At 60.1% G+C, this 23731-nt stretch carries 20 protein-coding genes and 6 tRNA genes; 11 read left to right on the top strand and 15 right to left on the bottom strand.

From position 1 onward, the window contains the following. Positions 1 to 11 precede the first annotated feature (11 nt). The 5 genes from fepB to ACJ8OK_RS00320 all read right to left on the bottom strand — a co-directional run bounded on the left by fepB (position 12) and on the right by ACJ8OK_RS00320 (position 1591). Positions 12 to 1019 carry a Fe2+-enterobactin ABC transporter substrate-binding protein gene (fepB, locus tag ACJ8OK_RS00300; protein ID WP_135638451.1) on the bottom strand — a complete coding sequence of 336 codons (1008 nt, stop codon included), beginning with the start codon at positions 1017 to 1019 and terminating at the stop codon, positions 12 to 14. Between the two features lie 193 nt (positions 1020 to 1212). Continuing rightward, positions 1213 to 1288 (bottom strand) — tRNA-Lys (locus tag ACJ8OK_RS00305). 7 nt (positions 1289 to 1295) lie between these two features. After that, positions 1296 to 1371: transfer RNA gene (locus ACJ8OK_RS00310), tRNA-Val, on the bottom strand. A 39-nt stretch (positions 1372 to 1410) separates the two neighbouring features. Continuing rightward, positions 1411 to 1486 (bottom strand) — tRNA-Val (locus ACJ8OK_RS00315). A gap of 29 nt (positions 1487 to 1515) precedes the next feature. Then, positions 1516 to 1591, bottom strand: a tRNA-Val gene (locus tag ACJ8OK_RS00320). A 294-nt stretch (positions 1592 to 1885) separates the two neighbouring features. Here ACJ8OK_RS00320 and gltX point away from each other — a divergent pair. Then, complete coding sequence (gene gltX / locus ACJ8OK_RS00325) at positions 1886 to 3301, top strand: glutamate--tRNA ligase (protein ID WP_004936379.1); 1416 nt, start codon at positions 1886 to 1888, stop codon at positions 3299 to 3301. Positions 3302 to 3364: 63 nt separating this feature from the next. On the opposite strand, the gene ACJ8OK_RS00330 is transcribed toward gltX, so the two are convergent. Further along, positions 3365 to 4150: a formate/nitrite transporter family protein gene (locus tag ACJ8OK_RS00330; RefSeq protein ID WP_442530322.1), complete on the bottom strand. Its 786-nt coding sequence runs from the start codon at positions 4148 to 4150 to the stop codon at positions 3365 to 3367. Between the two features lie 308 nt (positions 4151 to 4458). Between ACJ8OK_RS00330 and ACJ8OK_RS00335 the strand changes: the two genes are divergently transcribed. Continuing rightward, a tRNA-Ala gene (locus ACJ8OK_RS00335) sits at positions 4459 to 4534 on the top strand. A 59-nt stretch (positions 4535 to 4593) separates the two neighbouring features. Continuing rightward, positions 4594 to 4669, top strand: a tRNA-Ala gene (locus tag ACJ8OK_RS00340). A gap of 118 nt (positions 4670 to 4787) precedes the next feature. On the opposite strand, the gene ACJ8OK_RS00345 is transcribed toward ACJ8OK_RS00340, so the two are convergent. Next, the gene (locus ACJ8OK_RS00345) at positions 4788 to 5975 is read right to left on the bottom strand and encodes a NupC/NupG family nucleoside CNT transporter (protein WP_004936373.1); all 1188 of its coding nucleotides are present in this window, start codon (positions 5973 to 5975) and stop codon (positions 4788 to 4790) included. A gap of 377 nt (positions 5976 to 6352) precedes the next feature. Between ACJ8OK_RS00345 and ACJ8OK_RS00350 the strand changes: the two genes are divergently transcribed. After that, positions 6353 to 7588 (top strand): Nramp family divalent metal transporter, encoded by a 1236-nt coding sequence (locus ACJ8OK_RS00350; protein ID WP_004936371.1) that lies wholly within the window; start codon positions 6353 to 6355, stop codon positions 7586 to 7588. A 41-nt stretch (positions 7589 to 7629) separates the two neighbouring features. On the opposite strand, the gene ACJ8OK_RS00355 is transcribed toward ACJ8OK_RS00350, so the two are convergent. Together ACJ8OK_RS00355 and mgrA are read right to left on the bottom strand one after the other, a co-directional pair. Next, complete coding sequence (locus ACJ8OK_RS00355; protein ID WP_004936369.1) at positions 7630 to 8040, bottom strand: DUF2502 domain-containing protein; 411 nt, start codon at positions 8038 to 8040, stop codon at positions 7630 to 7632. A gap of 222 nt (positions 8041 to 8262) precedes the next feature. Further along, positions 8263 to 9252 carry an L-glyceraldehyde 3-phosphate reductase gene (gene mgrA / locus ACJ8OK_RS00360; protein ID WP_213929738.1) on the bottom strand — a complete coding sequence of 330 codons (990 nt, stop codon included), beginning with the start codon at positions 9250 to 9252 and terminating at the stop codon, positions 8263 to 8265. A gap of 188 nt (positions 9253 to 9440) precedes the next feature. Between mgrA and ACJ8OK_RS00365 the strand changes: the two genes are divergently transcribed. After that, complete coding sequence (locus ACJ8OK_RS00365) at positions 9441 to 11102, top strand: alpha-keto acid decarboxylase family protein (protein WP_031300565.1); 1662 nt, start codon at positions 9441 to 9443, stop codon at positions 11100 to 11102. Here the strand turns inward: ACJ8OK_RS00365 and ACJ8OK_RS00370 are convergent. Beyond that, positions 11099 to 11968, bottom strand: a complete 870-nt coding sequence (locus tag ACJ8OK_RS00370; protein ID WP_031300563.1) for a LysR family transcriptional regulator — start codon at positions 11966 to 11968, stop codon at positions 11099 to 11101. The genes ACJ8OK_RS00365 and ACJ8OK_RS00370 overlap by 4 nt on opposite strands. A 99-nt stretch (positions 11969 to 12067) precedes the next feature. Between ACJ8OK_RS00370 and ACJ8OK_RS00375 the strand changes: the two genes are divergently transcribed. Continuing rightward, the gene (locus tag ACJ8OK_RS00375) at positions 12068 to 12520 is read left to right on the top strand and encodes a multidrug/biocide efflux PACE transporter (protein ID WP_049240044.1); all 453 of its coding nucleotides are present in this window, start codon (positions 12068 to 12070) and stop codon (positions 12518 to 12520) included. Positions 12521 to 12586: 66 nt separating this feature from the next. Next, positions 12587 to 13279, top strand: a complete 693-nt coding sequence (locus ACJ8OK_RS00380; RefSeq protein ID WP_044030750.1) for an aspartate/glutamate racemase family protein — start codon at positions 12587 to 12589, stop codon at positions 13277 to 13279. Here the strand turns inward: ACJ8OK_RS00380 and ACJ8OK_RS00385 are convergent. After that, the gene (locus tag ACJ8OK_RS00385) at positions 13276 to 14523 is read right to left on the bottom strand and encodes an ion channel protein (protein WP_021505606.1); all 1248 of its coding nucleotides are present in this window, start codon (positions 14521 to 14523) and stop codon (positions 13276 to 13278) included. The two genes, ACJ8OK_RS00380 and ACJ8OK_RS00385, sit on opposite strands and share 4 nt — an antisense overlap. A 310-nt stretch (positions 14524 to 14833) precedes the next feature. On the opposite strand from ACJ8OK_RS00385, the gene glk reads away from it, so the two are divergent. Further along, positions 14834 to 15796 carry a glucokinase gene (gene glk / locus ACJ8OK_RS00390; protein ID WP_060560007.1) on the top strand — a complete coding sequence of 321 codons (963 nt, stop codon included), beginning with the start codon at positions 14834 to 14836 and terminating at the stop codon, positions 15794 to 15796. A gap of 69 nt (positions 15797 to 15865) precedes the next feature. On the opposite strand, the gene ACJ8OK_RS00395 is transcribed toward glk, so the two are convergent. Then, positions 15866 to 17095 (bottom strand): L-lactate MFS transporter, encoded by a 1230-nt coding sequence (locus tag ACJ8OK_RS00395; protein ID WP_004936347.1) that lies wholly within the window; start codon positions 17093 to 17095, stop codon positions 15866 to 15868. A gap of 397 nt (positions 17096 to 17492) precedes the next feature. On the opposite strand from ACJ8OK_RS00395, the gene ACJ8OK_RS00400 reads away from it, so the two are divergent. Further along, positions 17493 to 17825, top strand: a complete 333-nt coding sequence (locus tag ACJ8OK_RS00400) for a DUF2502 domain-containing protein (RefSeq protein ID WP_060560005.1) — start codon at positions 17493 to 17495, stop codon at positions 17823 to 17825. Positions 17826 to 17829: 4 nt separating this feature from the next. Here ACJ8OK_RS00400 and ACJ8OK_RS00405 read toward each other — a convergent pair whose 3' ends face one another. The 3 genes from ACJ8OK_RS00405 to ACJ8OK_RS00415 form a co-directional block, all read right to left on the bottom strand. Then, positions 17830 to 18564, bottom strand: coding sequence for a LytR/AlgR family response regulator transcription factor (locus ACJ8OK_RS00405; protein WP_004936341.1), 735 nt, complete (start codon positions 18562 to 18564; stop codon positions 17830 to 17832). Next, positions 18561 to 20252, bottom strand: a complete 1692-nt coding sequence (locus ACJ8OK_RS00410; protein WP_033632451.1) for a sensor histidine kinase — start codon at positions 20250 to 20252, stop codon at positions 18561 to 18563. The genes ACJ8OK_RS00405 and ACJ8OK_RS00410 overlap by 4 nt, the downstream gene beginning before the upstream one ends. Positions 20253 to 20344: 92 nt before the next feature. Further along, positions 20345 to 21589 carry a DUF1479 domain-containing protein gene (locus ACJ8OK_RS00415; RefSeq protein WP_033632452.1) on the bottom strand — a complete coding sequence of 415 codons (1245 nt, stop codon included), beginning with the start codon at positions 21587 to 21589 and terminating at the stop codon, positions 20345 to 20347. A 168-nt stretch (positions 21590 to 21757) separates the two neighbouring features. Between ACJ8OK_RS00415 and ACJ8OK_RS00420 the strand changes: the two genes are divergently transcribed. Both ACJ8OK_RS00420 and alaC read left to right on the top strand, forming a co-directional pair. After that, complete coding sequence (locus ACJ8OK_RS00420; protein WP_033632453.1) at positions 21758 to 22297, top strand: GNAT family N-acetyltransferase; 540 nt, start codon at positions 21758 to 21760, stop codon at positions 22295 to 22297. A 120-nt stretch (positions 22298 to 22417) separates the two neighbouring features. Next, positions 22418 to 23647 carry an alanine transaminase gene (gene alaC, locus ACJ8OK_RS00425; RefSeq protein ID WP_442530323.1) on the top strand — a complete coding sequence of 410 codons (1230 nt, stop codon included), beginning with the start codon at positions 22418 to 22420 and terminating at the stop codon, positions 23645 to 23647. Positions 23648 to 23731 lie beyond the last annotated feature (84 nt).

A 23731-nucleotide genomic window follows, 5' to 3' on the forward strand; every position in this document is an offset into this window, starting at 1 on the left:
GACGGCGTGGTTCAGGGCTTTTTGAACAGCCGTTCGATTTGGTTCAGCATGTTGGTGGCGCTGTAGTAATCGAGACGGAAAGTGTCGTTGCCGACGGCGTAGACGTGCCGCTGTTCCACCGGCTCCAGATGTTTGAGGAACGGGTTGGTCAGCACCTCTTGCACTTTACGCTCGTTGGTGGCGAACAGGATCAGGGTTTTGCCGTTCAGGCCCTCGGCCATTTTTTCGCCGGAGATCTGGATGATGTCATGGCGCTTACCCATGCTGGCGTTGCCTTTGGCGCTTTCCGGCGGGGTGGCCAGTTGGAAGCCGAGCTGGGTCAGCAGCTTGCCCTGGGCTGACCCCGGTGTCCACAGCATGGCCTCGCGGCCGTTGTCGGCATACACCAGCGGGGTGGTCGGCTGCGGCGGCAGCGCGATCGCCTGCTTCACTTGCTCCACGCGCTGTTCGAAACGATCTTCCGCCTGTTTGGCGCCGGCTTCGTGACCGGTGATCTCACCGAGCTCGCTGGCCAGCTGTTGCCAGCTTTTGTCGCCATAATCGAGCACCAGCGTTGGCGCAATGGCCGACAGCTGGTCATACAGTTTCAACGCCGAATCCCCACCGGTGGCGGCGACGACGATCAAATCCGGCGCGGCGGCGGCGACGGCTTCGGCATTGGGCTCCACCTGGTACAGCCGTTCGACGTGGCGCTGTTTGGCCACCTCGCTCCACTGGGTAAAGAAGCCTTGTTTATCGGCCACCAGCGGATTTGGGCTGGTGGCGGCGCTGGCGACCACCGGGGCGTCGATCGCCAACAGCGTGCCGGTGATGGTGACGCTGGTGGACACGATGCGCTGCGGCGGTTTTTCCAGCGTGAACTTCCCTTTGACGCTGTCGATGGTGCGCGGCCAACTGCCGTCGGCAGCGGGGGCGGACGGTTTCTGTCCGTCGCTCTTGTCGTCCGGGCCGCAGCCGCTGAGCAACAGGCTGGAAGTGGCGATAAATGCAATGAACAGCTGGCGTAAGGATAGGGTCATGAGCGGGCTCTTTCTTTCCTTGAACTAAGGCGTATCAATCCGGCGGCGGATTGGCTGCGTGGTGGATGCCGGCTAATTTACCATTCAAGCCGCCAAAATGATAACCATTCGTATCTCAGCGCGTGGTGAATAAGAAGAAAGGGAGGAGAACGGCAGAAACGAAAAAAGCGCCAAAAGGCGCTTTTTTCTGAATTGGTGGGTCGTGCAGGATTCGAACCTGCGACCAATTGATTAAAAGTCAACTGCTCTACCAACTGAGCTAACGACCCGCAGAAGTGGTGGGTGATGACGGGCTCGAACCGCCGACCCCCTCCGTGTAAAGGAGATGCTCTACCAACTGAGCTAATCACCCACTTCAGGACTTCCAGGTTACTGCTAAACGAGAGAATGATGGTGGGTGATGACGGGCTCGAACCGCCGACCCCCTCCGTGTAAAGGAGATGCTCTACCAACTGAGCTAATCACCCTCATTCGTTCTCATTTTTTCTCAACAAGATGGTGGGCGATGACGGGCTCGAACCGCCGACCCCCTCCGTGTAAAGGAGATGCTCTACCAACTGAGCTAATCGCCCCGTCTTGTTGGAGTCGCATTATAGGGATAGTTCAAAGTGAGTCAACGGTTTTTAAAATGATTTCAATCGTTCGCCGCAAATTTAGTCAGGGCGCGATAATAATCGCCAGCAGCGCCGATTCTTTGCGCGATGCTATGCGAAACTCGCCGCAAAACGCGCGAAATCGACTGGTGCAATATCGTGTCGGCGTTGAGGAATTAGCGCGTGGTGATACAATGTCGTCCACTCTTTTTTCAATTCCGAGCAATCGTCGGCAACCGCCGACACGCGTTGCGTAATAAGGCAGTGAACCCAATGAAAATCAAAACCCGTTTTGCACCGAGCCCGACCGGCTATCTTCACGTCGGCGGCGCGCGTACCGCACTTTATTCCTGGTTGTTCAGCCGCCATGCGGGCGGTGAGTTCGTTCTGCGTATCGAAGATACCGATCTGGAACGTTCTACCCAGGACGCGATCGACGCAATTATGGATGGCATGAACTGGTTGAACCTGGATTGGGATGAAGGCCCGTATTTCCAGACCAAGCGTTTCGATCGCTACAACGCGGTCATCGATGAGATGCTGGAGCAGGGCACGGCCTATAAATGCTATTGCTCCAGGGAACGTCTGGAAGCGCTGCGCGAGAAGCAGATGGAAAATGGCGAAAAGCCGCGTTACGACGGCCACTGCCGCGACAGCCAGTGCAGCCACACCGACGACGAACCGCACGTGGTGCGCTTCCGCAACCCGCAGGAAGGGTCGGTGATCTTCGACGATAAAATTCGCGGCCCGATCGAATTCAGCAACCAGGAGCTGGACGATCTGATCATCCGCCGCACCGACGGTTCGCCAACCTATAACTTCTGCGTCGTCGTCGATGACTGGGACATGGAAATCACCCATGTGATCCGCGGTGAAGACCACATCAACAACACCCCGCGCCAGATCAACATTCTCAAAGCGCTGGGCGCGCCGGTGCCGGAATACGCGCACGTGTCGATGATCCTCGGCGACGACGGTAAAAAGCTGTCCAAACGTCACGGCGCCGTGGGCGTGATGCAGTACCGCGACGACGGCTATCTGCCGCAGGCGCTGCTGAACTACCTGGTGCGTCTGGGCTGGTCCCACGGCGATCAGGAGATCTTCTCCATCGACGAGATGAAAGAGTTCTTCACGCTGGAAGCGATTAACAAATCCGCCAGCGCCTTCAACACCGAGAAGCTGCAGTGGCTGAACCATCACTACATCAACCATATGCCGGCGGAAGAAGTGGCGGTGCATCTGGCATGGCACGTTGAGCAACTGGGCATTGAAACCCGCAACGGGCCGGAACTGAAGGATATCGTCAAGCTGCTGGGCGAGCGCTGCAAGACGCTGAAAGAGATGGCGGAGTCTTGCCGTTACTTCTACGAAGACTTCAGCGAGTTCGACGCCGACGCCGCCAAGAAACACCTGCGTCCGGTTGCGCGTCAGCCGCTGGAAGCGGTGCGCGCCAAGCTGGCCGCCATCACCGTCTGGACGCCGGAAAACGTGCATGACGCCATTCAGGGCACGGCGGATGAGCTGGGTGTTGGCATGGGCAAAGTCGGCATGCCGCTGCGCGTCGCGGTGACCGGCGCCGGCCAGTCGCCGGGCATGGACGTGACCGTGCATGCGATCGGCCAGAAGCGTTCGCTGCAGCGCATCGACATGGCGCTGGCTTATATCGCCGAGCGCGAAGCGCAAGCCTGATTCGCTGCTACGCCATGAAAAAAGCCCCGAGGAGCAATCCCGGGGCTTTTTTCATGGCGGTTGTCAGGCGTGTTCGCTGGCCGGCAAACCGGGGCGATAGGCGAGGAAATACATCAGCCCGACAAAGCCGGCACCGCCCAGCGCATTGCCGAGAAATACCGCGACGAAATTAGGCAGGTACTGCTCCCAGCCCATGCCGCCAGCGAAGATGGCCGCCGGGATGATGAACATGTTCGCCACCACGTGCTGGAAACCGATGGCGACAAAAGCCATGACCGGGAACCACATGCCGATCACTTTGCCCGGCACATCCTTGCTGGCGAAGGCTAACCACACCGCCAGGCACACCAGCCAGTTGCAGCCGACGCCGGAGATGAAGGCGTGCAGGAAGTCCGCATCCACTTTGGCCTGCGCGATCGCCAGCGTCTCATGCAAAAACGCGCCTTCGGTCAGGCCCAGCAGGTGGCCGAAAAAGTAGGCGACGGCCACGCTGCCGGCCAGGTTGGCCAGGGTGACCCAAAACCAGTTGCGCAGCACGGCGATGGCGGGGATTTCACGAGCGAACCAGGCCATTGGCAAGGTCATCATGTTGCCGGTCAGCAGCTCGCCGCCGGCCAGAATGGTCAGGATCAGGCCGATCGGGAACACCGCGGCGCCCAACAGCGCGCCGAAAGAGCCCCATTCGGCCGGCAGGGTGCCGATGACGTGAATATCCAGCAGAAAGCCGGTGGCGATAAAGGCGCCGGCGAGAAAGCCCAGAATCAGCAGATTAGCGAGCGGGGCGCGGCTTTTGTTTACCCCGGCCTGAACGGCGAGGGCGGCGATTTCTTTTGGTGAATGCAAAGACATGACGGACTCGGTTTATAGTAATGAAGTTTATGGCGCGGGCAGTCTATGCCGCTCGGGAGTCCGACTCAAGCGCATTTCGCTAACATTCTGTTAATTAAAAATCAACGTGATATGCAGGGTCTTTCGCCATTTTGAGATGTAGCGCGCAAAATGGATGAACTCTGCGCAAAGTGATGATTTTTTGGCGCCAAAGATGCTGATTTGGCGGCTTTTTCAACGCTTGATTCAGTAATTCAATTTAGCCGTTGACAGCTTTGAGCGGGTTTCATATTATGCGCCCCGTTCACAGCACAAAGTGATTGTGGAACGGGGCTATAGCTCAGCTGGGAGAGCGCTTGCATGGCATGCAAGAGGTCGACGGTTCGATCCCGTCTAGCTCCACCAACCTTCTTCTCAGAAAGGTTGGGGATACCGTAACGCCGGTCAAAGCGTACCACTTTTGTGGGGCTATAGCTCAGCTGGGAGAGCGCTTGCATGGCATGCAAGAGGTCGACGGTTCGATCCCGTCTAGCTCCACCACCATTTAAAAAGCCGACCTTAGGGTCGGCTTTTTGCTTTGTGTCATTTAACCTTCGCCGAATGCCGGCCAATAAAAAAGGCGCCCGCAGGCGCCTTGTTATCGCAGTCGGTTCGAGGCTTAGCCCAGCACCAGACCCGCGATGGAAGCGGACAGGATGCTGACCAGCGTAGAGCCGTACACCAGCTTCAGGCCAAAGCGTGACACCACGTTGCCCTGGTGTTCGTTCAGGCCCTTAATCGCACCGGCCACGATGCCGATGGAAGAGAAGTTGGCGAAGGACACCAGGAACACCGACAGGATCCCTAGGCTGCGCGGCGACAGCTCGGCAGAGACTTTCTGCAGTTCCATCATGGCCACGAATTCGTTGGAAACCAGCTTGGTGGCCATGATGCTGCCGACCTGCAGGGCTTCGTGCTTAGGAATGCCCATGATCCAGGCGAACGGATAGAAGAAGTAACCGAGGATTTCCTGGAAACTCAGGCCGAAAATGGCGCTGAACACACCGTTGAGCGCGGCGATCAGGGCGATGAAGCCAATCAGCATCGCGGCGACGATAATCGCTACTTTGAAGCCCGCCAGGATGTACTCCCCCAGCATTTCAAAGAAGCTCTGGCCTTCGTGCAGGTTGCCGAGGTGCAGCTCTTCTTCTTTATTGGTGTCGTACGGGTTCACCAGCGACAGCACGATAAAGGTGCTGAACATGTTCAATACCAGCGCCGCCACCACGAATTTGGCGTCCAGCATGGTCATATAGGCGCCGACGATGGACATGGAAACCGTAGACATCGCGGTCGCCGCCATGGTGTACATGCGCTTTTCCGACATCTTGCCCAGGATATCCTTGTAGGCGATGAAGTTTTCGGATTGCCCCAGGATCAGCGAGCTGACGGCGTTAAACGACTCCAGCTTGCCCATGCCGTTCACTTTCGACAGCACGGTGCCGATAATGCGGATGATGAACGGCAGCACCTTGATGTACTGCAGAATACCGATCAGCGCCGAAATGAAGACGATCGGGCACAGCACCTTCAGGAAGAAGAACGCCAGGCCTTTGTCGCCCATGCCGCCGAACACGAAATCAGTCCCTTGTCCCGCAAACCCGAGCAGTTTGTCAAACAGCGCGGCGAATCCTTTTACGAAGCCCAAACCCGCTTCCGAATGCAGGAAAAAGTAGGCCAGCAGTACTTCGATAACCAGTAGTTGAATAACATAGCGAATGCGGATGCTTTTACGATCGCGGCACACCAACAGGGCCAGGATCGCTACCACCACTATCGCCAACGCAAAGTGCGCAATATGGGACATGTTTGCTCCAAATTTGAGGCAGGCTGAATTTCGGCTGTCATTTTATGTAACGCTACGTTTAAAAACGAGACTTCTATTGCAAATATGGAAAATCATAGTGGGAGTTCTCCTAAAGTGTTGCGCAAAAGCATAAAAAATCAAGATGTTAAAGCAGCAATAGGAAATTCGTATTCTTGTGCTAACCTGTCTTTCAGGGGTATTGCAGCCAAAATCCCATCAGAAAAGCACGGAAATCGGCAAGCTCCGCGCTGAACCCTTCGATAAAACCGTTAATGTTGGCTATTACAGAGATAAGTTTTACCGCTCTAAATGCGCTTGATAATTATTATCATTTATATAGAGTGGAGATAAACGTAATTTCAGTAAGGGTTCAACATATGCTGAACAGTCGCGTGGTTGAAACCACCTCCGGTCGCTCCGCCAGAAAAATCAAACTCTCGCTCATGGGGCCCGCCTTTATCGCCGCTATCGGCTATATCGATCCCGGCAACTTCGCCACCAACATCCAGGCTGGCGCCTCATTCGGCTACAGCCTGCTGTGGGTGGTGGTTTGGGCCAACGTGATGGCGATGCTGATCCAGCTGTTGTCCGCCAAGCTGGGCATCGCCACCGGGAAAAATCTGGCCGAGCATATTCGCGATCGCTTTCCGCGGCCGGCGGTGTGGGCCTATTGGGTACAGGCGGAGATCATCGCCATGGCGACCGATCTGGCTGAGTTTATCGGCGCGGCGATCGGCTTCAAGCTGCTGCTCGGTGTCTCTCTGTTGCAGGGCGCAGTGCTGACCGGCATCGCCACCTTTTTAATTCTGATGCTGCAAAAACGCGGGCAAAAGCCGCTGGAGCTGGTGATCGGTGGGCTGTTGTTGTTCGTCGCCGCCGCTTACATCGTCGAGCTGGCGTTCTCCCAGCCGCAGTTGGCGCCGCTGCTGAAGGGGATGGCGCTGCCCGATTTGCCTAACGGCGATGCGGTATTCCTGGCTGCCGGGGTATTGGGCGCCACCATCATGCCGCACGTGATCTATCTGCATTCGTCGCTCACCCAAATCGGCGGCGAGCACGACAAGGCGGAACGCTATGCCGCCACCAAAGTCGACGTCGCCGTGGCTATGACCATCGCCGGTTTCGTTAATCTGGCGATGATGGCCACCGCCGCCGCCGCGTTTCATTTCAGCGGCCACAGCGGCATCGCCGATCTCGACGTGGCTTACCTGACGCTGCAACCGCTGCTCGGGCACGCCGCCGCCACCGTGTTCGGCCTGAGCCTGGTGGCCGCCGGCCTCTCTTCTACCGTGGTGGGCACGCTGGCGGGGCAGGTGGTGATGCAGGGGTTCGTGCGTTTCCATATTCCGCTGTGGCTGCGGCGCGCGGTGACCATGCTGCCGTCGTTTATCGTCATCATGTTGGGGATGGATGCGACGCGCATTCTGGTGCTGAGCCAGGTGCTGCTCAGCTTCGGCATTGCGCTGGCGCTGGTGCCGCTGCTGGCTTTCACCGGCAATCGGGCGCTGATGGGGGAAATGGTCAACGGCCCGCTGGTGCAAAATCTGGGCAAGCTGATCGTACTGGTGGTGGTGGGATTGAACGGCTACCTGCTGATCGGCAGCGTGCTGTAAGCGAAAACAGTGCGGGCCGGCGTTGCGCCGGCCCGTCGTCGTTAATCGCGGTCGTCATCGCCGTGGCGGCGCCAGCGATCGCGGTCATGATCGTGATGGTGCTTTTTCTCTTTCTTCCAGTGGTGCTTATCGTAGTGTTTGTCGTATTTACGATAGCGTCCTTCATGATAGTAATAGTGTTTACGCCAGTAGTCGCCATCGCGCCAGCGATAACCGTCCCAGTAGTAACCGCGACGGCTGCGGTCGCCGAGATAACGGCCCTGATGGCCTTGCCACCAGTCGCGATCCCGCCAATCGTAACCATCCCAATAGCGGCCGCGGTTATCCTGATCGCCGATGCGCAATGAAACGCCCGGCATCAGATCGATGCTGATCCCTTCGGCATGCGCCTGCTGTGCGGCGGGCAGTACCGTCGCCGCCAAGATGGCGGCCAAGAGCAGAGGTTTAAACATGGCTTCTCCTTCCCGCTTGCGCGGCCTGGCCGTTTGTCACTTTACGAAGCGCGTTCATCAGTTTAAAAGCGGCCTTATCGTTATTTTTGCTGCAATATCGGCATCATAGCGCCGGCGTATAGGGTTGAATCTGAGAGCCACTCTGAAAATGATGCAGGAGGTTAAGATTTGAGATTTTTCTGGAGTATCGCCGCTCGATTGAACGGCGGAATTTGTAAGCGATTACAATAAGATGTTCTCGATCTGCGCGAGCTCTTCTTCACTGAAGTGACGATTGGCCAGCATGCCCACCGCGTCTTCTATCTGCGCATTCTTGCTGGCGCCGATCAGCACTGAGGTCACGCGATCGCCGCGCAGCACCCAGGCCAGCGCCATCTGCGACAGCTTCTGCCCGCGTTGCCGCGCCAGCGCATCGAGGCGGCGCACCTTGTCCAGTCGCTCGGCGGTCAGCTGCTCCGGCTGCAGGAAGCGGCTGCCGCTGGCGGCGCGGGAATCTTGCGGGATGCCGTGCAGGTAGCGATCGGTCAGCAGGCCGCCCGCCAGCGGCGAGAAGGCGATAGATCCGACGCCATGTTCCTCCAGCGTATCCAGCAACGCCGTCTCCGGCCCGCGTTCCAACATCGAATACTTCGGCTGGTGGATCACGCACGGCGTGCCGAGCCGCTGCAGAATGGCGAAGGCCTGTCGCGCGCGCTCGGCCGGGTAGTTGGACAGGCCGACATACAGCGCTTTGCCCTGGCGCACCAGCAGATCCAGCGCCGCCATGGTTTCTTCCAGCGGCGTGTCCGGATCCGGCCGATGATGATAAAAGATATCCACATACTCCAACCCCATGCGCTTCAGGCTCTGATCGAGGCTGGCGACCAGGTACTTTTTCGAGCCCCAATCACCGTAGGGGCCGGGCCACATGGTGTAACCGGCTTTGGATGAGACGATCAGCTCATCGCGCCAGGCCCGCAGATCGGCGTTGAGAATGCGGCCAAAGTTCTCCTCGGCGGCGCCGGGCGGCGGGCCGTAGTTGTTGGCCAGATCGAAATGGGTAATGCCGAGATCGAAGGCGCAGCGGATCAGGCCGCGGGCGTTATCGTACAAAGTGGCGTCGCCGAAGTTGTGCCACAGGCCGAGTGAGACGGCGGGCAGCTTCAGCCCGCTGCGGCCGCAGCGCCGGTATTCCATATCTTGATAACGCGAGGGGGAGGCTGGGTAAGACATAGTTATCCTTGTCGGCGAGAGGTGAAGTGCTTTGAGTGTATACGTTTCCACACCGCGTTGCCGCGGGAGCGATCACGGCGCCGGCATGTAACGCCAGGTTGCCGTTCGATGCGGGAGCGTTTGTTCGAAATTTGAACGGCATCTTCGATAATTAAGATAATCGCTTCAGCTGCAGACAGGTGATGATCATGACTCAGACCTATACGGTGGCCGATTATCTGCTCGATCGTCTGGCCCAAATCGGCATCCGTCATTTCTTCGGCGTGCCGGGGGATTACAACCTGCAATTTCTCGATCACGTCCTCGCGCATCCGCAAATCACCTGGGTAGGCTGCGCCAACGAGTTGAACGCCGCCTATGCGGCTGACGGCTATGCGCGCTGCAAACCGGCGGCCGCGCTGCTCACCACCTTCGGCGTGGGGGAGCTGAGCGCGTTGAACGGGGTGGCCGGCAGCTACGCCGAATACCTGCCGGTGATCCACGTGGTTGGCACGCCGGCGCAGCGCGCCCAGCGCGCCGGTGATTTGCTACACCATTCGCTGGGGGATGGCGACTTCACTCATTTCGCCCGGATCGCCAAAGAGGTGACCGTCGCGCAGGCCGACCTGACCGCCGACAACGCCGCGCTGGAGATAGACCGCCTGATCGGCGCCGCCTTGCTGGAGCATCGCCCGGTTTACCTGATGTTGCCCAGCGACGTCGCGCAGGCGCCGCTGCCGAGTAAACCGGCGCCGCTGATGCTGCGCCAGGCCAAACTGTCGCAGAGCGCATTGCAGGCGTTTATCGCCGCAGCGCGCGAAAAGCTGCTGTCGGCACGGCGGGTGTCGTTGCTGGCGGACTTCCTGGCCGATCGCTTCGGCGCCGAAGCGGCGCTGGACGAGTGGCTGCAGGAGGTCGATATGCCGCACGCGACGCTGTTGCTCGGCAAGGGGCTGCTGGACGAGAACCGCGCCGGTTTCGTTGGTACCTACTGCGGCGGCGCCAGCGATCCGGCGGTGAAACAATTGATCGAAAACGCTGATGTGGTGATCAACGTCGGCGTACGCTTGACCGACACCATTACCGCGGGATTCACGCATCATCTGCCGGTGGAAAAATGCATCGATATTCAACCGTTCGAAGCCTGGGTCGGGCGGCAGCGCTTTAGCCGCATTCCGATGCGCGAGGCGGTGCAGGCATTGCACCGCCTGAGCCTGTCGCTGGCGTCGCGTTGGCCGTTGCCGCCGATCGTCCGCCCGGCGCTGCCGGAAGGCGATGGGGAAGGGCTGGATCAGCACGCCTTCTGGCGGCAAGTACAGGATTTCCTGCGGCCGGGGGATATCGTGCTGGCCGATCAGGGCACCGCCTGTTTCGGCGCGGCGGCGCTGACGTTGCCGCGTGGCTGCCGCCTGATCGTGCAGTCGCTCTGGGGATCGATCGGCTATACCCTGCCGGCGACGTTCGGCGTGCAGACCGCCGAACCGCAGCGCCGGGCAGTATTGCTGATCGGCGACGGCGCCGCGCAGTTAACCGTGCAGGAACTGGGATCGATGCTGCGCGACGGGCTTAAACCGGTGATCTTCGTGTTGAACAATCAGGGGTATACCGTTGAGCGCGCGATCCACGGGCCTGAGCAACGTTATAACGACATCGCGCGCTGGAACTGGACGCAGTTGCCGATGGCGTTGGCCGGTGATCGGCCGGTGAAGGCGTTGCGGGTCAGCGATCCGGACGGATTGCGTCAGGCGCTGCGCGAGGTAGCGGACGACGAGCGGCTGGCCTTCATCGAAGTGATGCTGCCGAAGATGGACATTCCGGAACTCCTCGATACCGTCTCTCGCGCCATTCAGGCGCGCAACGCCGCCGCTTAAGGCAGGGTGTCGCCCAGCAGGCGCTCCAGCATCCAGAACCCCGCCGGGCCCGGCGGGGTCAGTTTGGACCAGACCGCATCCACCGAAATCAGTTTGGGCCAGCCACGCGGTCGCAGTTGGGTGAGTCTGTCGTGGCCGTATTGCTGCACCAGCCAGTGCGGCAACACCGCCCAACCGAATCCCTGTTCCGCCATCTCCAGCAGCAGCAGATAGCTGGGCGCCGACCAGACCAGGCCACCCTGTCTGGCCGCCTCGGCGCCGGTGTAGGTGTTCAGGATCAACTGGCGGGTGCTGGACAATTGCTCCGGCGTCGGCGCAGCGACCTGCGCCAGCGGATGCTGATGGGCGACGAACAGCCCCATTTCGGTCTGCTCAGGCAGCCGGGAGAAGGCGATATCCGGCGGATAACTTTTTTGCACTTCCACCATGCCCAAATGCGCGCGGCCGCTTTGCAGCAGATCGATAACGTCGCCTTCCTCAGCGATCATCCATTCCAGCTCAATCTCCGGGTAGCGCTGTTCGAACAGTTGCATCAACCGATCGTGATGCTTGGGCTGGTAGGTATCGGAAAACACCATGCTCAGGCGCGGTTCAACCTCGCCCGCCAACTGAATGCTCAGGGCGTCGAGGCGTTCGCTGGCGGCGAGGATCGCCTGCACATGTCCCAGCACTTTGCGGCCGGCAGCGGTGAGCACTGGCTGGCGCGCGCCGCGATCGAACAGGGTCAGCGCCAGGTCCGCCTCCAGATTGGCGATGGCGGTGCTGATGGTGGATTGGCTTTTGCGCAATTTGCGCGCGGCGGCGGAAAACGAGCCGAGGGCGGCGGCTTCGACAAACGCGTGCAGCGCTTCCGGGGAATAGTGCATAACCTATCTACTTTATCGATGGAACCTATTTTTAATCTACCCAAAAAAGCGATGATAATCACCTGGCTTTCGCAACAACTGTTGAAAAAAAGGTGATGTATGCAACTGCAAAACAAGTCTCTCATTGAACGTATCGTCCACGCCGTCGGTTTCGAGGCCATCGCCGTGATGGTTTGCGCCCCGCTGGGCGCGTGGCTGCTGAACCGTTCAATGGTGCAGGTCGGTGCGTTGGCGTTAATGCTCTCCACCGTCGCGATGCTGTGGAACATGGTTTACAACACGGTGTTCGACCGCCTGTGGCCGGTCAGCCGGGTGGTGCGTAACCTGAAGGTGCGTGCGCTGCACGCCGTCGGCTTTGAAGCCGGTTTTATCCTGATCGGCGTGCCGATCGCCGCCTGGATGCTGAGCATCTCCTGGACGCAGGCGTTTATGCTGGAAATCGGTTTCTTCCTGTTCTTCCTGCCGTACACCATGGCCTATAACTGGCTGTACGACATGCTGCGTCAGCGCTGGTTCGAGGCGCGCCAGCCGATCAATTCCGGCGCCAAATAAGGCGTCGTCAGACCGACGATTCTCAGGTAAGGTCAGAGGATCGTCGGAAATGCTGAGGAACGAAGGATGAAAGTGTTGGGTCTGCTGGGCGGCATGAGCTGGGAATCCACCATTCCGTATTACCGCACCATCAACGAACAGGTAAAGGCGCGCCTCGGCGGGCTGCATTCGGCCAAAATCGTGCTCTACAGCGTCGATTTCCAGGAGATTGAGCGCTTGCAGCACCAGGGCGATTGGGACGGCGCCGGTCGGCTGTTGGCCGCCGCCGCGGTGGCTTTGCGCGCCGCCGGCGCCGAAGCTATCGTGATCTGCACCAACACCATGCATAAGGTGGCGGAGGCGGTCGAGCAGGCCAGCGGTCTGCCGCTGATTCACATCGCCGACGCCACGGCGCTGCAGGTGCGGGAAAAAAACATTCGCCGCGTTGGGCTGCTGGGCACGCGCTTTACCATGGAGCAAACCTTTTACCGCGGCCGCCTGCAGGAATTGCACGGCATCGACGTGGTGACGCCGGTCAGTGCCGATCGCGACATCGTACACCGCATCATCTATGACGAGCTGTGCCTCGGTAAAATTCGCGACGCCTCGCGCGACGAGTATCGCCGGATTATCAGCGATCTGGAACAGCAGGGGGCGCAGGGGATTATTTTCGGCTGCACCGAAATAGGCTTGCTGGTGAGCGAGCGGGATGCGTCGGTGCCGGTGTTCGACACCACTGCAATCCACGCCCGCGCCGCCGCGGCGTTCGCGCTGGCCTAATCGTCGCGCGGCGGTTGCCGGCGGTTTACCAGCATCAGCGGTTTGCCCGCCAGCGCCAGCCAGGCGGGCAGCATCACGATGCACAACACCGGCAGCAGGTGCAGATCCGGCACCACCGCCACCGCCATAAACAGGCTCAGCCAGCCGTCGCGCGTCACCACCAGCACCAGCCCCATGATGGCGCAGGAGACGGTGATCGCCGCCGGCACGGCCGGAACATGCTGATGCAGCATCAGGCCCAGCGCCGCGCCGACGAACACCGCCGGGAAGATGCGCCCGCCGCGAAAACCGCAGGCGGCGGCGATCACCAGCGCCGCCAGCTTGGTCAGGGTAATGGTCAACAGCGCCGGCACCGAATAGCTGTCGTCCACCGCCAGGCGTTTCATCTCATCCAGCCCCTTGAACAGGGTAATCTCTCCGCCCAACAGCGCCAGCAGGCCCAGCACAAAGCCGCCCAGCCCTAACATCAACACCGGATTCTTCATTGAATGGAACAGGCGGTGAACGTGCGGGAAACACCATAGCGCCACCATGCCGAGCGCGATGGCGATCAGCGCCACGATGGCGCCGCTGAAAATGTCCGGCAGCCGCGTCACGTCGTAGGCATCGAGCTGCAGGGCGAAATTGGGCACGAAGAACATCTGCGTGGTGACCGCGCCGGCGGCGGCAGCCACCAGCGGGGCGAACAGCCGATCCCACAGCGGCGTTTCGTTATTGCCGGCCAGGGTTTGCGAAAAGATCAGCGCGGCGGCGACCGGTGTGCCGAACATTGCGCCGATGGTGCCTGCCGCCGCCAGGATGATCCAGTCCATGCGCGGCACCTTCGGCAGCAGGCGCGCGCCGGCCGCCGCCACCAGAGCGATGTTGATGGCGGTGATCGGGTTCTCCGGCCCCAGACTGACGCCGCCGGCCAGGCCGACAATTAGCGCCAACCCCAACCCCGGCAAGGCGGAGAGCGGCAGCGGCATGCCGATCAGCGATTCCGTCGCCGGATCCGGCCCGGCGTGACCCGGCATATAACGCACGATCAGGCCGACCGCCACGCCGGTCAGCGTCAGCATCGCAACCGGCCACCAGGGCGACTGGGCGTCCAGGCTCAGCGCATCGGGCAGCGTCACCCACAGTAATTGTTGCAATGCGGCGGCAATTTTCATCACCAACAGCAGCACCAGACTGGAAACGGAACCGATAATCAGCGCAGGCAAAGCAAAGGCCAACATGGCATTGGCGCGCGGATGCAGCATGAATAATCCCTTGTCGATGCCTCTCTGCAGGGCAGGGAGAGCGGGTGGTTGGGCAGTGGCCACAGCTTGCCAGACTATCGGCGCGCAGGCACGCATTGATATTGCCCGGCGGCGATGACGGTTAACAGACGCCGGGGGGCGTTTTTTGCCGCAATTTGTTTCAAATCGCGGCATAGCGGACAAGCTGAAACGTTTTTTGTGATCCGGATCGCTATTGAGGTGCAGATCCGAGGCGGGTGATTGTTGTTTTCGCAGCAGGATTTTACAGTGTGGACAGCGTTTTATTTTTCATTTTGCGGAGACGAAATCAATGACCTATGCCCTCGTGGGTGATGTTGGCGGCACCAATGCCCGCCTGGCGTTGTGCACTGTTGCGACGGGTGAGATTACCCAGGCGAAAACCTATTCCGGCCTGGAGTTCGACAGCCTGGAGGCGGTGATCCGCCAATACCTGAAAGAGTGCGAGATCGGGGTGCAGGACGCCTGCATTGCGATCGCCTGCCCGGTGACGGAAGACTGGGTCGCGATGACCAATCACAGCTGGGCGTTCTCGATCAAAGAAATGAAGGCCAGTCTGGGGCTGAGTCACCTGGAAGTGATCAACGATTTCACCGCCGTCTCGATGGCGATCCCGATGCTCTCGCCGGACGACGTGCTGCAGTTTGGCGGCGGCGATGCGCAGCCGGGCAAACCGATCGCGGTGTACGGCGCCGGCACCGGGCTGGGCGTCGCCCACCTGGTGCAGGTCGATCGCCGCTGGGTCAGCCTGCCGGGCGAGGGCGGCCATGTTGATTTCGCGCCGAACAGCGAAGAAGAAGACATTATTCTGGAGGTGCTGCGCGGTGAAGTGGGGCACGTTTCCGCCGAGCGTGTGCTGTCCGGGCCGGGCCTGGTCAATCTGTATCGCGCCATCGTCAAGGCGGACAATCGCCTGCCGGAGAAACTGGAGCCAAAGGACATTACCGAGCGGGCGCTGGCCGACAGCTGTATCGACTGCCGCCGTGCGCTGTCGCTGTTTTGCGTGATCATGGGGCGCTTCGGCGGCAACCTGGCGCTGAATCTGGGCACCTTCGGCGGCGTGTACATCGCCGGCGGCATCGTGCCGCGCTTTATGGAATTCTTCAAGGCCTCGGGCTTTCGCGCCGCCTTCGAAGACAAAGGGCGTTTCCGTGACTATGTGCGAGACATTCCGGTGTTCATGATAACCCATGGCCAGCCGGGCCTGTTGGGGGCCGGCGCGCATCTGCGCCAGACGCTGGGCATGCGGCTGTAAGCCGCGCGGCGGGGCAATAAAAAAGGGGCGCAACCCGCAGGTTGCGCCCCTTGTCGTTTTCGCAGGGGATCAGGCTTTGGCCAGCTCCGCCGCCTGTGCGGTTTCTTCGCTTTCCATTTCCACCGCTTTCGGCGCTTTGATGAACAGTGTAATCAGCAAAGAAGCGGCGGACAGGACGCCAATCACCATGAAGGTGGCGTGGAAGCCGCCGAAGTATTTGGCGACGAACGAACCGGCCAGCGCGCCCAGGCCGAAGCCCTGATAGATGATGCCGTAGTTCTTGCTGTGGTTCTTCAGGCCGAAGAAGTCGCCGACAATCGCCGGGAACACGGTGATATTGCCGCCGAAGCAGAAGGCCACCGCGCCAACGCAGATGAAGAACAGCGTGTGGTTCAGGGTCATGAAACTCAGCGCGACAATCGCCAGCACGGTAACCAGCATGGTGAAGCTGATGACGCGCATACGGCCTACTTTATCAGACAGCGTACCCAGAATGATGCGGCCGGCGGTGTTGAAGATGGCGACGGCGGACACGGTGTTGGCGGCGGTGGCCAAATCCATCCCGGCCAGCTGAACGCCCATGTCTTTCACGATGCCAATCAGGTACAGACCGCTCATGCAGGCGGCGAAGAAGATGGTGAACAGCAGGTAAGCTTCTTTGGTGGCCAGCATCTGGCGCACGCTGAAGTCGTTGCCCAGACCGTTGGCGCCTGGCTGTGCGGCGCTGGTTGCCAGCACCGGCTCTTTCAGCAACAGGGAGCCGACGACGATCAGGCCCATCACGATGGCACCCCAGTAGAAGAAGGCGCCTGAAACGCCGACGTCGGCGATCAGGGCGGCGTTGACGTATTTGAACAGCAGGCTGCCGCTGCCGAAGGCGCCGACGGAGATGCCGGAAATCAGGCCTTTGTTGGCCGGGAACCATTTAATCAGGTTGGACAGGGTGGAGATGTAGGCGATACCGACCGCAAAGCCCACCACCACGCCGGCCAGCAGGTAGATCATGTCGAGCGAGCTGACATGGGCGCTGGCGATCAGGCCCAGGCCGACCAGGATGCCGGAACACAGCGTCAGGTTGCGGATGCCGAAGCGTTCTTGCAGCTTGCCGGCGAACAGCGTGGCGAAAGCCAGGAAGAAGCTGGTGATGGAGAAGGTGGTGGCGACGTCCGCCAGTCCCCAGTGGAACTTGTCGACCAGCGGCTGGTTGAACAGGCTCCAGGTGTAGATGGTGCCCAGACCCATCTGACAGATGATGGTGCCGAGAACGATTAAGCTGCGATTTGCCGGTTTGGTGTTCATGGCCGGTCTCCTTCCTGTGTGTGCGTTGCCGGGCGTGAGCCGCTGGCTGAAATTTGCGGGGTGAATCTGTGTTCCCGCGGTATGGGCTTATTATATGGCCGGCCCCCCCGGCGGACGGCGGATCGGGAATGAGTTGCACGATGGAAGGAATGAAATGCATTTTATACGGCGTGAGTTGCCGTTTTTACGCCTAAAAGCGCGTGAAATGCCGGGAGTAACACGTGATCTACATCAAAGATATCAACGATTTATTGTTAATCGCCGGTGAACGATTGTGGTGAAATTGTGAAGGATGCGTCTGCAAGGCGTAAATCGGCATTGCGCCTATAGAGCGGCGGCGAGCGCGGGACTATGTTATCTGCGATCGGACGAGGTCCGCTCTGCAGGAGTCCATGAAATGAAAAAAACGCTGTTGTTACTGGCTGCGCTGCTGGCGCTGCCGCTGGCGAGCCAGGCCGACGTGTCCATCGGCGTGAACGTGCCGGGCCTGTCGCTGCATATCGGCGATCGCGATCATCGCGGCCACTACTGGGACGGCTATCGCTGGCGCGATCCGCGCTGGTGGGCCGATCATCACCGGTATGAACGTTCGCGCGGGTACTATTACGGCCCGCCGCCACGGGTGATTTACTACGGGCCGCCGCGGCGCGACTGGCGAGATCGGCCGCATTACCGTATGCCGCCACCGCCACCGCCCGGTTATTACTACCGTCCGGGCCCGCGCGGGTAAGCGCTTACAGGCGCATCAGCTTGCGAAATTCTTTCACCTTGCTGCGGCTGACCGGCACTTCAAACTCAAGATCGCTCAGCCGCAGAATGTAGGTATTGTTGAACCAGGGCACGATCTCGCGGATCTTGGCCAGGTTAACGCAGTAAGAGCGGTGGCAGCGGAAGAAATGCTCTTCCGGCAGCCGGCCGTAAAACTCGGTGAGGTTCATCGGCATCACGAATTCTTCCCGGCGAGTATAGACCCGCGTCACCTTTTCATCGGCGGCGGCGTAATAGATGTCGTTGATGTCGGTAACGATGATCCGCTCGTCTTTGATCAGGTTGATGCTGTGGCTGCCGCGGCTCGGCGCGCTGGTCGGTTCCGCCGCGCCGGCGGGGCGATGATGCAGCGCCTCCAGTTTTTGCAGCATGGTGACGATGCGCGCCTCGTGATAGGGCTTGAGGATATAGTCGAACGCCTCGATCTCGAAGGCTTCCACCGCGTGCTCTTTATAGGCGGTGATGAACACGATAGACGGGCGATGCGCGAATTTGCTGATGTTTTGCGCCAGCAGCACGCCGTCCAGCGACGGGATGTTGATGTCGAGGAAAATGGCGTCGACCTGGTGGGTTTGCAGATATTTCAGAACGTCGAGGCCGTCCTCGAAGGTAGCGACGATATCGATATTGCTGTGTTTCTTGATCAGGTAGCTGAGTTCTTCCTGCGCGAGGAATTCGTCTTCCACGATGATAGCTTTCATGAGGCCTCCCCGACCGGCGGCGCGCTCGGTTCCTGATGCAGCTTGCCGCCGTTTTTGCTGATATAGAACGCGATTTCGGTGCCCGGCTCCAGGCGGCGGATATGCAACCCTTCACCGTACAGCAGCGACACGCGGTGATGCACGTTGAGCAGGCCGATATTGTGGCCCGGCATCTCGTTGCGCGCCACCCGGTCGATGGTTTCCTGGTTGATGCCGTGGCCGGTATCCTTCACCGAAATTTTCACCCGATCGCCCTGATCTTTCACCGCGATCACCACCACCCCTTTACCCTTGCAGGGCTGGATGCCGTGCACGATGGCGTTCTCCACCAGCGGCTGGATCAGCAGGCTCGGAATGCGCACCGAGACGTCGTCGTCGATGTCGTAAATCACCGTCAGCTTGGCGCCGAAGCGCGCCTGTTCGATGGCGATATAGTCCTGAATCTGATGCAGTTCCTTACGGATATCGATCAGTTCGTCGTTCAGCTCCAGGTTGTAGCGCAGGTAGCGCGACAGGTTGATGATCAGCTGGCGCGCGGTGTCCGGATTCAGGCGGATAGAGGAAGAGATGGCGTTCAGCGCGTTGAACAGGAAGTGCGGGTTAATCTTGCTCTGCAGCGCGCGCATTTCGGCTTTATCCGCCATCTGGCGCAGATGCTCGATGCGCGAAACCTCCATCTGGGTGGAGATGATCTGCGACAGCCCGACCGCCATCACCTTCAGCGTGTTGGTGATCTGGTGAGCGTGGCAGTAGTAAATTTTCAGCGCGCCGGTCACTTCGCCCTTTTCCCACAGCGGCACCACCAGCTGCGAATGGATCTGCGGCGCGGCCGGGTTTTCCAGGTTGTTTTTGATGATGATTTTGCCGTGGCGAATGCTTTCGCGGGTAACGCGGCTCAGCCCTTCGCGGCCGATCGGGTAGGCTTCGCGCCCCACGCCGACGTAAGCCAGCACCTGATGGGTATCGGTGATCGCCACCGCGTCGGCGCGGATGTCCTGGCGGATGATATCGCAAATGGTGGCCAGCGATTCGCTGTTGATGTTGCGGAAATAGGGCAGCGTCTTGTGGGCGATATCCAGCGCCAGCTTGGCCTGGCGTGCGGCGATCACTTCTTTTTCATCTTCGACGCTCTGCACCAGCAGCACGATCAGGCCGATGCACACCGTGCCGAGGATCATCGGCAGCGCGATCTGCGACACGATGTCGAGCCCAAGCTCGGTCGGCTTGGCCCACAGCACGATCAGCAGCATGGTGAGGGATTCGCACAGCATGCCGCCGACGATGCCGGCGCGCCAGCGCTGCTCTTTTCTCACCTTGAGGTTGATGTAGCCGGCGCTGATGCCGGCGATGATGCTGGTGATGAGGCAGGGCACCGAGGTGATGCCGCCGATGTCGATCAGATAGCGGTGCACCCCGGCGATGATGCCGGTGACGATCCCCACCCAGGGGCCGAACAGGATGCCGCCGGCCATGATGGCGATGACGCGCACGTTGACCAGCGAACCCTCAACGTTGATACCGGAGTAGGTGCTGAACAGCGCGAACAGCGAGAAGATCGCCGTGACGATGCCGAGCTCGAGCGGTGTATGGTCTTCTTTTTGCAGCAGTTGGCGGAACAGCCGGGTGCGGGTCAGGAAAAACAGACAGATCAACATCAGCGCGGCGCGATCAAACACCGCCAACAGCATTTCAAAAAAAGGGTGCACGACGGGTTCTCGCTGCGGCCTACGGATGGCGGCAGTATACCACAGCGAGAAAGGCCCGTGGCTCAGGCCGGCTGTCAGCGCATGCCGAGCTGCGTTTTGCCCAGCGGCGTCAGCAGATCGGCGGTGGCGCGGCCGTCAAAATCCACTTCGAAGTCGTCGGGAGCGAAGTCCGGCGGCGTTCTGCCGTCGATAAAGCTCGGCAGCTGGCGCTGCAGGTAGGCGTCGTTTTTCGCGCAGCCCGGCGCGGCGGCGATGTACATCACGTTGCTGTCGAACTCGCCGTTATGCTCGTTCTCCACCGCGTGGATCACGTCGCAATGCCAAAATACCGTGTCGCCCGGCTCCAGATCGGGAATAGGGGAAATCCCACTTAATAAAAGGGGATGCCATTTTTCCGAGATCGACAGCGCGCGGCCCGGCGCCGCATCGCACAGATCGTCGTCGGCGACGTCGTCCTGCAGCGCGCGCAGCAACACATAGGCCATGGCGTTGGCGATCGGCACCAGGTTCAGCGTGCCGGCGTTGGTGCGTTGCGGCGTCAGCGCCGTCCAGCCCTGGAAGGTGCGGAACATCGAGCAGACTGCCGGGGAGGCAATTTCGCGCACTTCGGTGCGGCCGTCGGCGGCAAAGGGATCGTACTGCTGCCAGTCGCCGGAGAACACGTGGCGATACACATAGCGGAAATTCTCGTCCAGCCAGCGCTCGATGGTGCCGCTGTCGACGTGCGGCGACAGGCCCAGCGACGAGGAGTTCGGCGGGCGGCGGCGAGTGCGATCGGCGTAGGTGGCGACGCGGGTCGGATCGAAATGCTGCTTGCCGTTGCTTTCGGTGGCCCACAGGCTGTTGAGGAACACCTGCACCGCATGCATGCGCGCATCCTGCCGCGCCTCGACCTGCGGTTTTGACCAGTAGATGCCGTAAATCTGCGGTTTGCTGGCGGCCAGCTTGCCGAAATAGTTGTCTTCGGCGGCGTTTTTCAACCGCTCGACGAAGTTGTTGCGCTCGAGATAGTCGCCGATTTCCCGGTTCCAGCCTTCGGCCTTGGCGCGGGGAAACACACCGCGAATGGCGCAGGCGCCGCGCTGTTTGATCAGCGCTATCTGTTGATCGCTGACGCGTTGCTGCAGGATATCTTCCGCGTCGATCTGCGGCACCGGATTATGGCCGGCGGCCAGTTCGCGGCGGATCTGGTCGACCTGGCCGCGGATGTTCTCCTCCAGCGCCAGAAAAACGTCGCGGTAGTTCGGCAATGCCTGGCGCAGCTGGCGCTTGACGTTAACGATCGTCTGCGGAATATCGTCGATGACTAAAGAGGCCATGGTGTTCTCCTGATGCCGCGTGAGTCACGGCGGCGGACGGTTGTAGGGAAACGGGCAAGACGTTATGGTTTTGTGGTTTTAACGTAAATGATTATCGGCAACCAATCGGGGAAAATAAAGAGATATCTTTCATTCGTAAGTTCCTATTTTTCGTTTTTCGGAGATTTTATGAAGCTGGTCACTGAACGCTTGTACTTACAGTCGATAACCGCCGAGGATTGGCCGCTGTTTCTGCGCCTGTACCAAGATCCCGAGGTGATCCGTTACATCTCCGATCCGCGCAGCGAAGCGGAGATCCGCGCACGGTTCGAAGAGCGCCTGCCGGCCTGGGACAAACACGGCGAGCAGTGGCTGTGCCTGGTGATGCGTGAGAAGCGCAGCGGAGAGGCGGTGGGCATTACCGGCTTTCGCCCGCACTGGGCGCCGTATCGGCAGGCGGAAGTGGGATACGGGAGTTTGCCTGCCGGCCAGGGCAAGGGCTATGGCAAGGAGTCGCTGCGGGCAGTGCTGGATTTTGCGGTGAACGCCTGCGGTTTTCACAAGCTGACCGCTACCGTGACCGCGGGCAACCTCGCCTCGCGCGGCCTGCTGGAGTCGTGCGGTTTTCAGCTGGAGGGCACGCTGCGCGATAATTTCCGCCTGGCGGGAGAGTGGCGCGACGACTGGCTGTTCGGGCTGTTGGCGGCAGAGTTTCAGGGCGGCAAATAAAAATATCGCGCCGGGTATCGACAAGCTCGCCGGCGCTGCGCTATGTTCGATATTCGGTCAGTTCGCTGGCCAGCGTCGCTCGGACGGTCCGGGCGCTAACGTTTATCGAGGAATCCCCCTATGGCTGATAACAGTCCACAGCGCCGTTTTACGCGCATTGAACGTCTTCCCCCTTACGTATTCAACATCACCGCCGAACTGAAAATGGCCGCACGCCGTCGCGGTGAGGATATTATCGACTTCAGCATGGGTAACCCCGACGGCCCGACGCCGCCGCACATCGTGGAAAAACTGTGCGCCGTCGCCCAGCGCGACGACACCCACGGTTATTCCACCTCGCGCGGCATTCCGCGCCTGCGCCGCGCCATTTCGCGCTGGTATGCCGATCGTTATCAGGTGGATATCGATCCGGAAAGCGAAGCCATCGTCACCATCGGTTCGAAAGAGGGGCTGGCGCACCTGATGCTGGCGACCCTCGATCACGGCGATACCGTGCTGGTGCCGAACCCCAGTTACCCGATCCACATTTACGGCGCGGTGATCGCCGGCGCCCAGGTGCGTTCGGTGCCGCTGGTGGACGGCGTGGATTTCTTCAGTGAACTGGAGCGCGCCATTCGGGAAACCATTCCGCGCCCGAAAATGATGATCCTCGGCTTCCCGTCCAACCCGACCGCGCAGTGCGTGGAGCTGGATTTCTTCGAGCGGGTGGTGGCGCTGGCCAAACAGTACAACGTGCTGGTGATCCACGACCTGGCCTATGCCGATATTGTTTATGACGGCTGGAAAGCGCCGTCGATCATGCAGGTGCCGGGGGCGAAAGACATTGCGGTGGAGTTCTTCACCCTGTCGAAAAGCTACAACATGGCCGGCTGGCGCATCGGTTTCATGGTCGGCAACCCTGAGCTGGTCAGCGCGCTGGCGCGCATCAAAAGTTATCACGACTACGGCACCTTCACGCCGCTGCAGGTGGCGGCCATCGCCGCGCTGGAAGGCGATCAGCAGTGCGTGCGTGATATCGCCGAGCAGTATCGGCAGCGCCGCAACGTGCTGGTGAAGGGGCTGCACGAGGCCGGCTGGATGGTGGAAAACCCGAAGGCGTCGATGTACGTGTGGGCGAAAATTCCCGAGCCTTATGCCCACCTCGGTTCGCTGGAGTTCGCCAAGCGCCTGCTGGCGGAAGCCAAGGTCTGCGTCTCGCCGGGCATCGGCTTCGGCGACTACGGCGATACTCACGTGCGCTTCGCGCTGATCGAGAATCAGGATCGTATCCGCCAGGCGGTGCGCGGCATCAAGGCGATGTTCCGCGCGGACGTGCTGCTGAAGCCGGGCAAAGCCGGCAGCGCCAAATAACCCTGTCAGGCCGGGCGTTCGCCCGGCCTTATTTTTTCCGTCCCAAGGTTTTCTTCATTATTTCCCCATTATGCTCAACTACGC

The sequence above is a fragment of the Serratia sp. CY71090 genome (genome assembly GCF_052166845.1).
GTDB lineage: Bacteria > Pseudomonadota > Gammaproteobacteria > Enterobacterales > Enterobacteriaceae > Serratia > Serratia nematodiphila.

Coding starts and splice junctions, on each gene's coding strand:
- ACJ8OK_RS00330 (WP_442530322.1), bottom strand. CDS start 4,150: ATGTCTTTGCATTCACCAAAAGAAATCGCCGCCCTCGCCGTTCAGGCC.
- gltX (WP_004936379.1), top strand. CDS start 1,886: ATGAAAATCAAAACCCGTTTTGCACCGAGCCCGACCGGCTATCTTCAC.
- ACJ8OK_RS00350 (WP_004936371.1), top strand. CDS start 6,353: ATGCTGAACAGTCGCGTGGTTGAAACCACCTCCGGTCGCTCCGCCAGA.
- ACJ8OK_RS00380 (WP_044030750.1), top strand. CDS start 12,587: ATGAAAGTGTTGGGTCTGCTGGGCGGCATGAGCTGGGAATCCACCATT.
- ACJ8OK_RS00385 (WP_021505606.1), bottom strand. CDS start 14,523: ATGCTGCATCCGCGCGCCAATGCCATGTTGGCCTTTGCTTTGCCTGCG.
- ACJ8OK_RS00415 (WP_033632452.1), bottom strand. CDS start 21,589: ATGGCCTCTTTAGTCATCGACGATATTCCGCAGACGATCGTTAACGTC.
- ACJ8OK_RS00405 (WP_004936341.1), bottom strand. CDS start 18,564: ATGAAAGCTATCATCGTGGAAGACGAATTCCTCGCGCAGGAAGAACTC.
- ACJ8OK_RS00365 (WP_031300565.1), top strand. CDS start 9,441: ATGACTCAGACCTATACGGTGGCCGATTATCTGCTCGATCGTCTGGCC.
- ACJ8OK_RS00355 (WP_004936369.1), bottom strand. CDS start 8,040: ATGTTTAAACCTCTGCTCTTGGCCGCCATCTTGGCGGCGACGGTACTG.
- fepB (WP_135638451.1), bottom strand. CDS start 1,019: ATGACCCTATCCTTACGCCAGCTGTTCATTGCATTTATCGCCACTTCC.
- glk (WP_060560007.1), top strand. CDS start 14,834: ATGACCTATGCCCTCGTGGGTGATGTTGGCGGCACCAATGCCCGCCTG.
- ACJ8OK_RS00395 (WP_004936347.1), bottom strand. CDS start 17,095: ATGAACACCAAACCGGCAAATCGCAGCTTAATCGTTCTCGGCACCATC.
- ACJ8OK_RS00375 (WP_049240044.1), top strand. CDS start 12,068: ATGCAACTGCAAAACAAGTCTCTCATTGAACGTATCGTCCACGCCGTC.
- ACJ8OK_RS00410 (WP_033632451.1), bottom strand. CDS start 20,252: ATGCTGTTGGCGGTGTTTGATCGCGCCGCGCTGATGTTGATCTGTCTG.
- ACJ8OK_RS00400 (WP_060560005.1), top strand. CDS start 17,493: ATGAAAAAAACGCTGTTGTTACTGGCTGCGCTGCTGGCGCTGCCGCTG.
- ACJ8OK_RS00345 (WP_004936373.1), bottom strand. CDS start 5,975: ATGTCCCATATTGCGCACTTTGCGTTGGCGATAGTGGTGGTAGCGATC.
- alaC (WP_442530323.1), top strand. CDS start 22,418: ATGGCTGATAACAGTCCACAGCGCCGTTTTACGCGCATTGAACGTCTT.
- ACJ8OK_RS00370 (WP_031300563.1), bottom strand. CDS start 11,968: ATGCACTATTCCCCGGAAGCGCTGCACGCGTTTGTCGAAGCCGCCGCC.
- ACJ8OK_RS00420 (WP_033632453.1), top strand. CDS start 21,758: ATGAAGCTGGTCACTGAACGCTTGTACTTACAGTCGATAACCGCCGAG.
- mgrA (WP_213929738.1), bottom strand. CDS start 9,252: ATGTCTTACCCAGCCTCCCCCTCGCGTTATCAAGATATGGAATACCGG.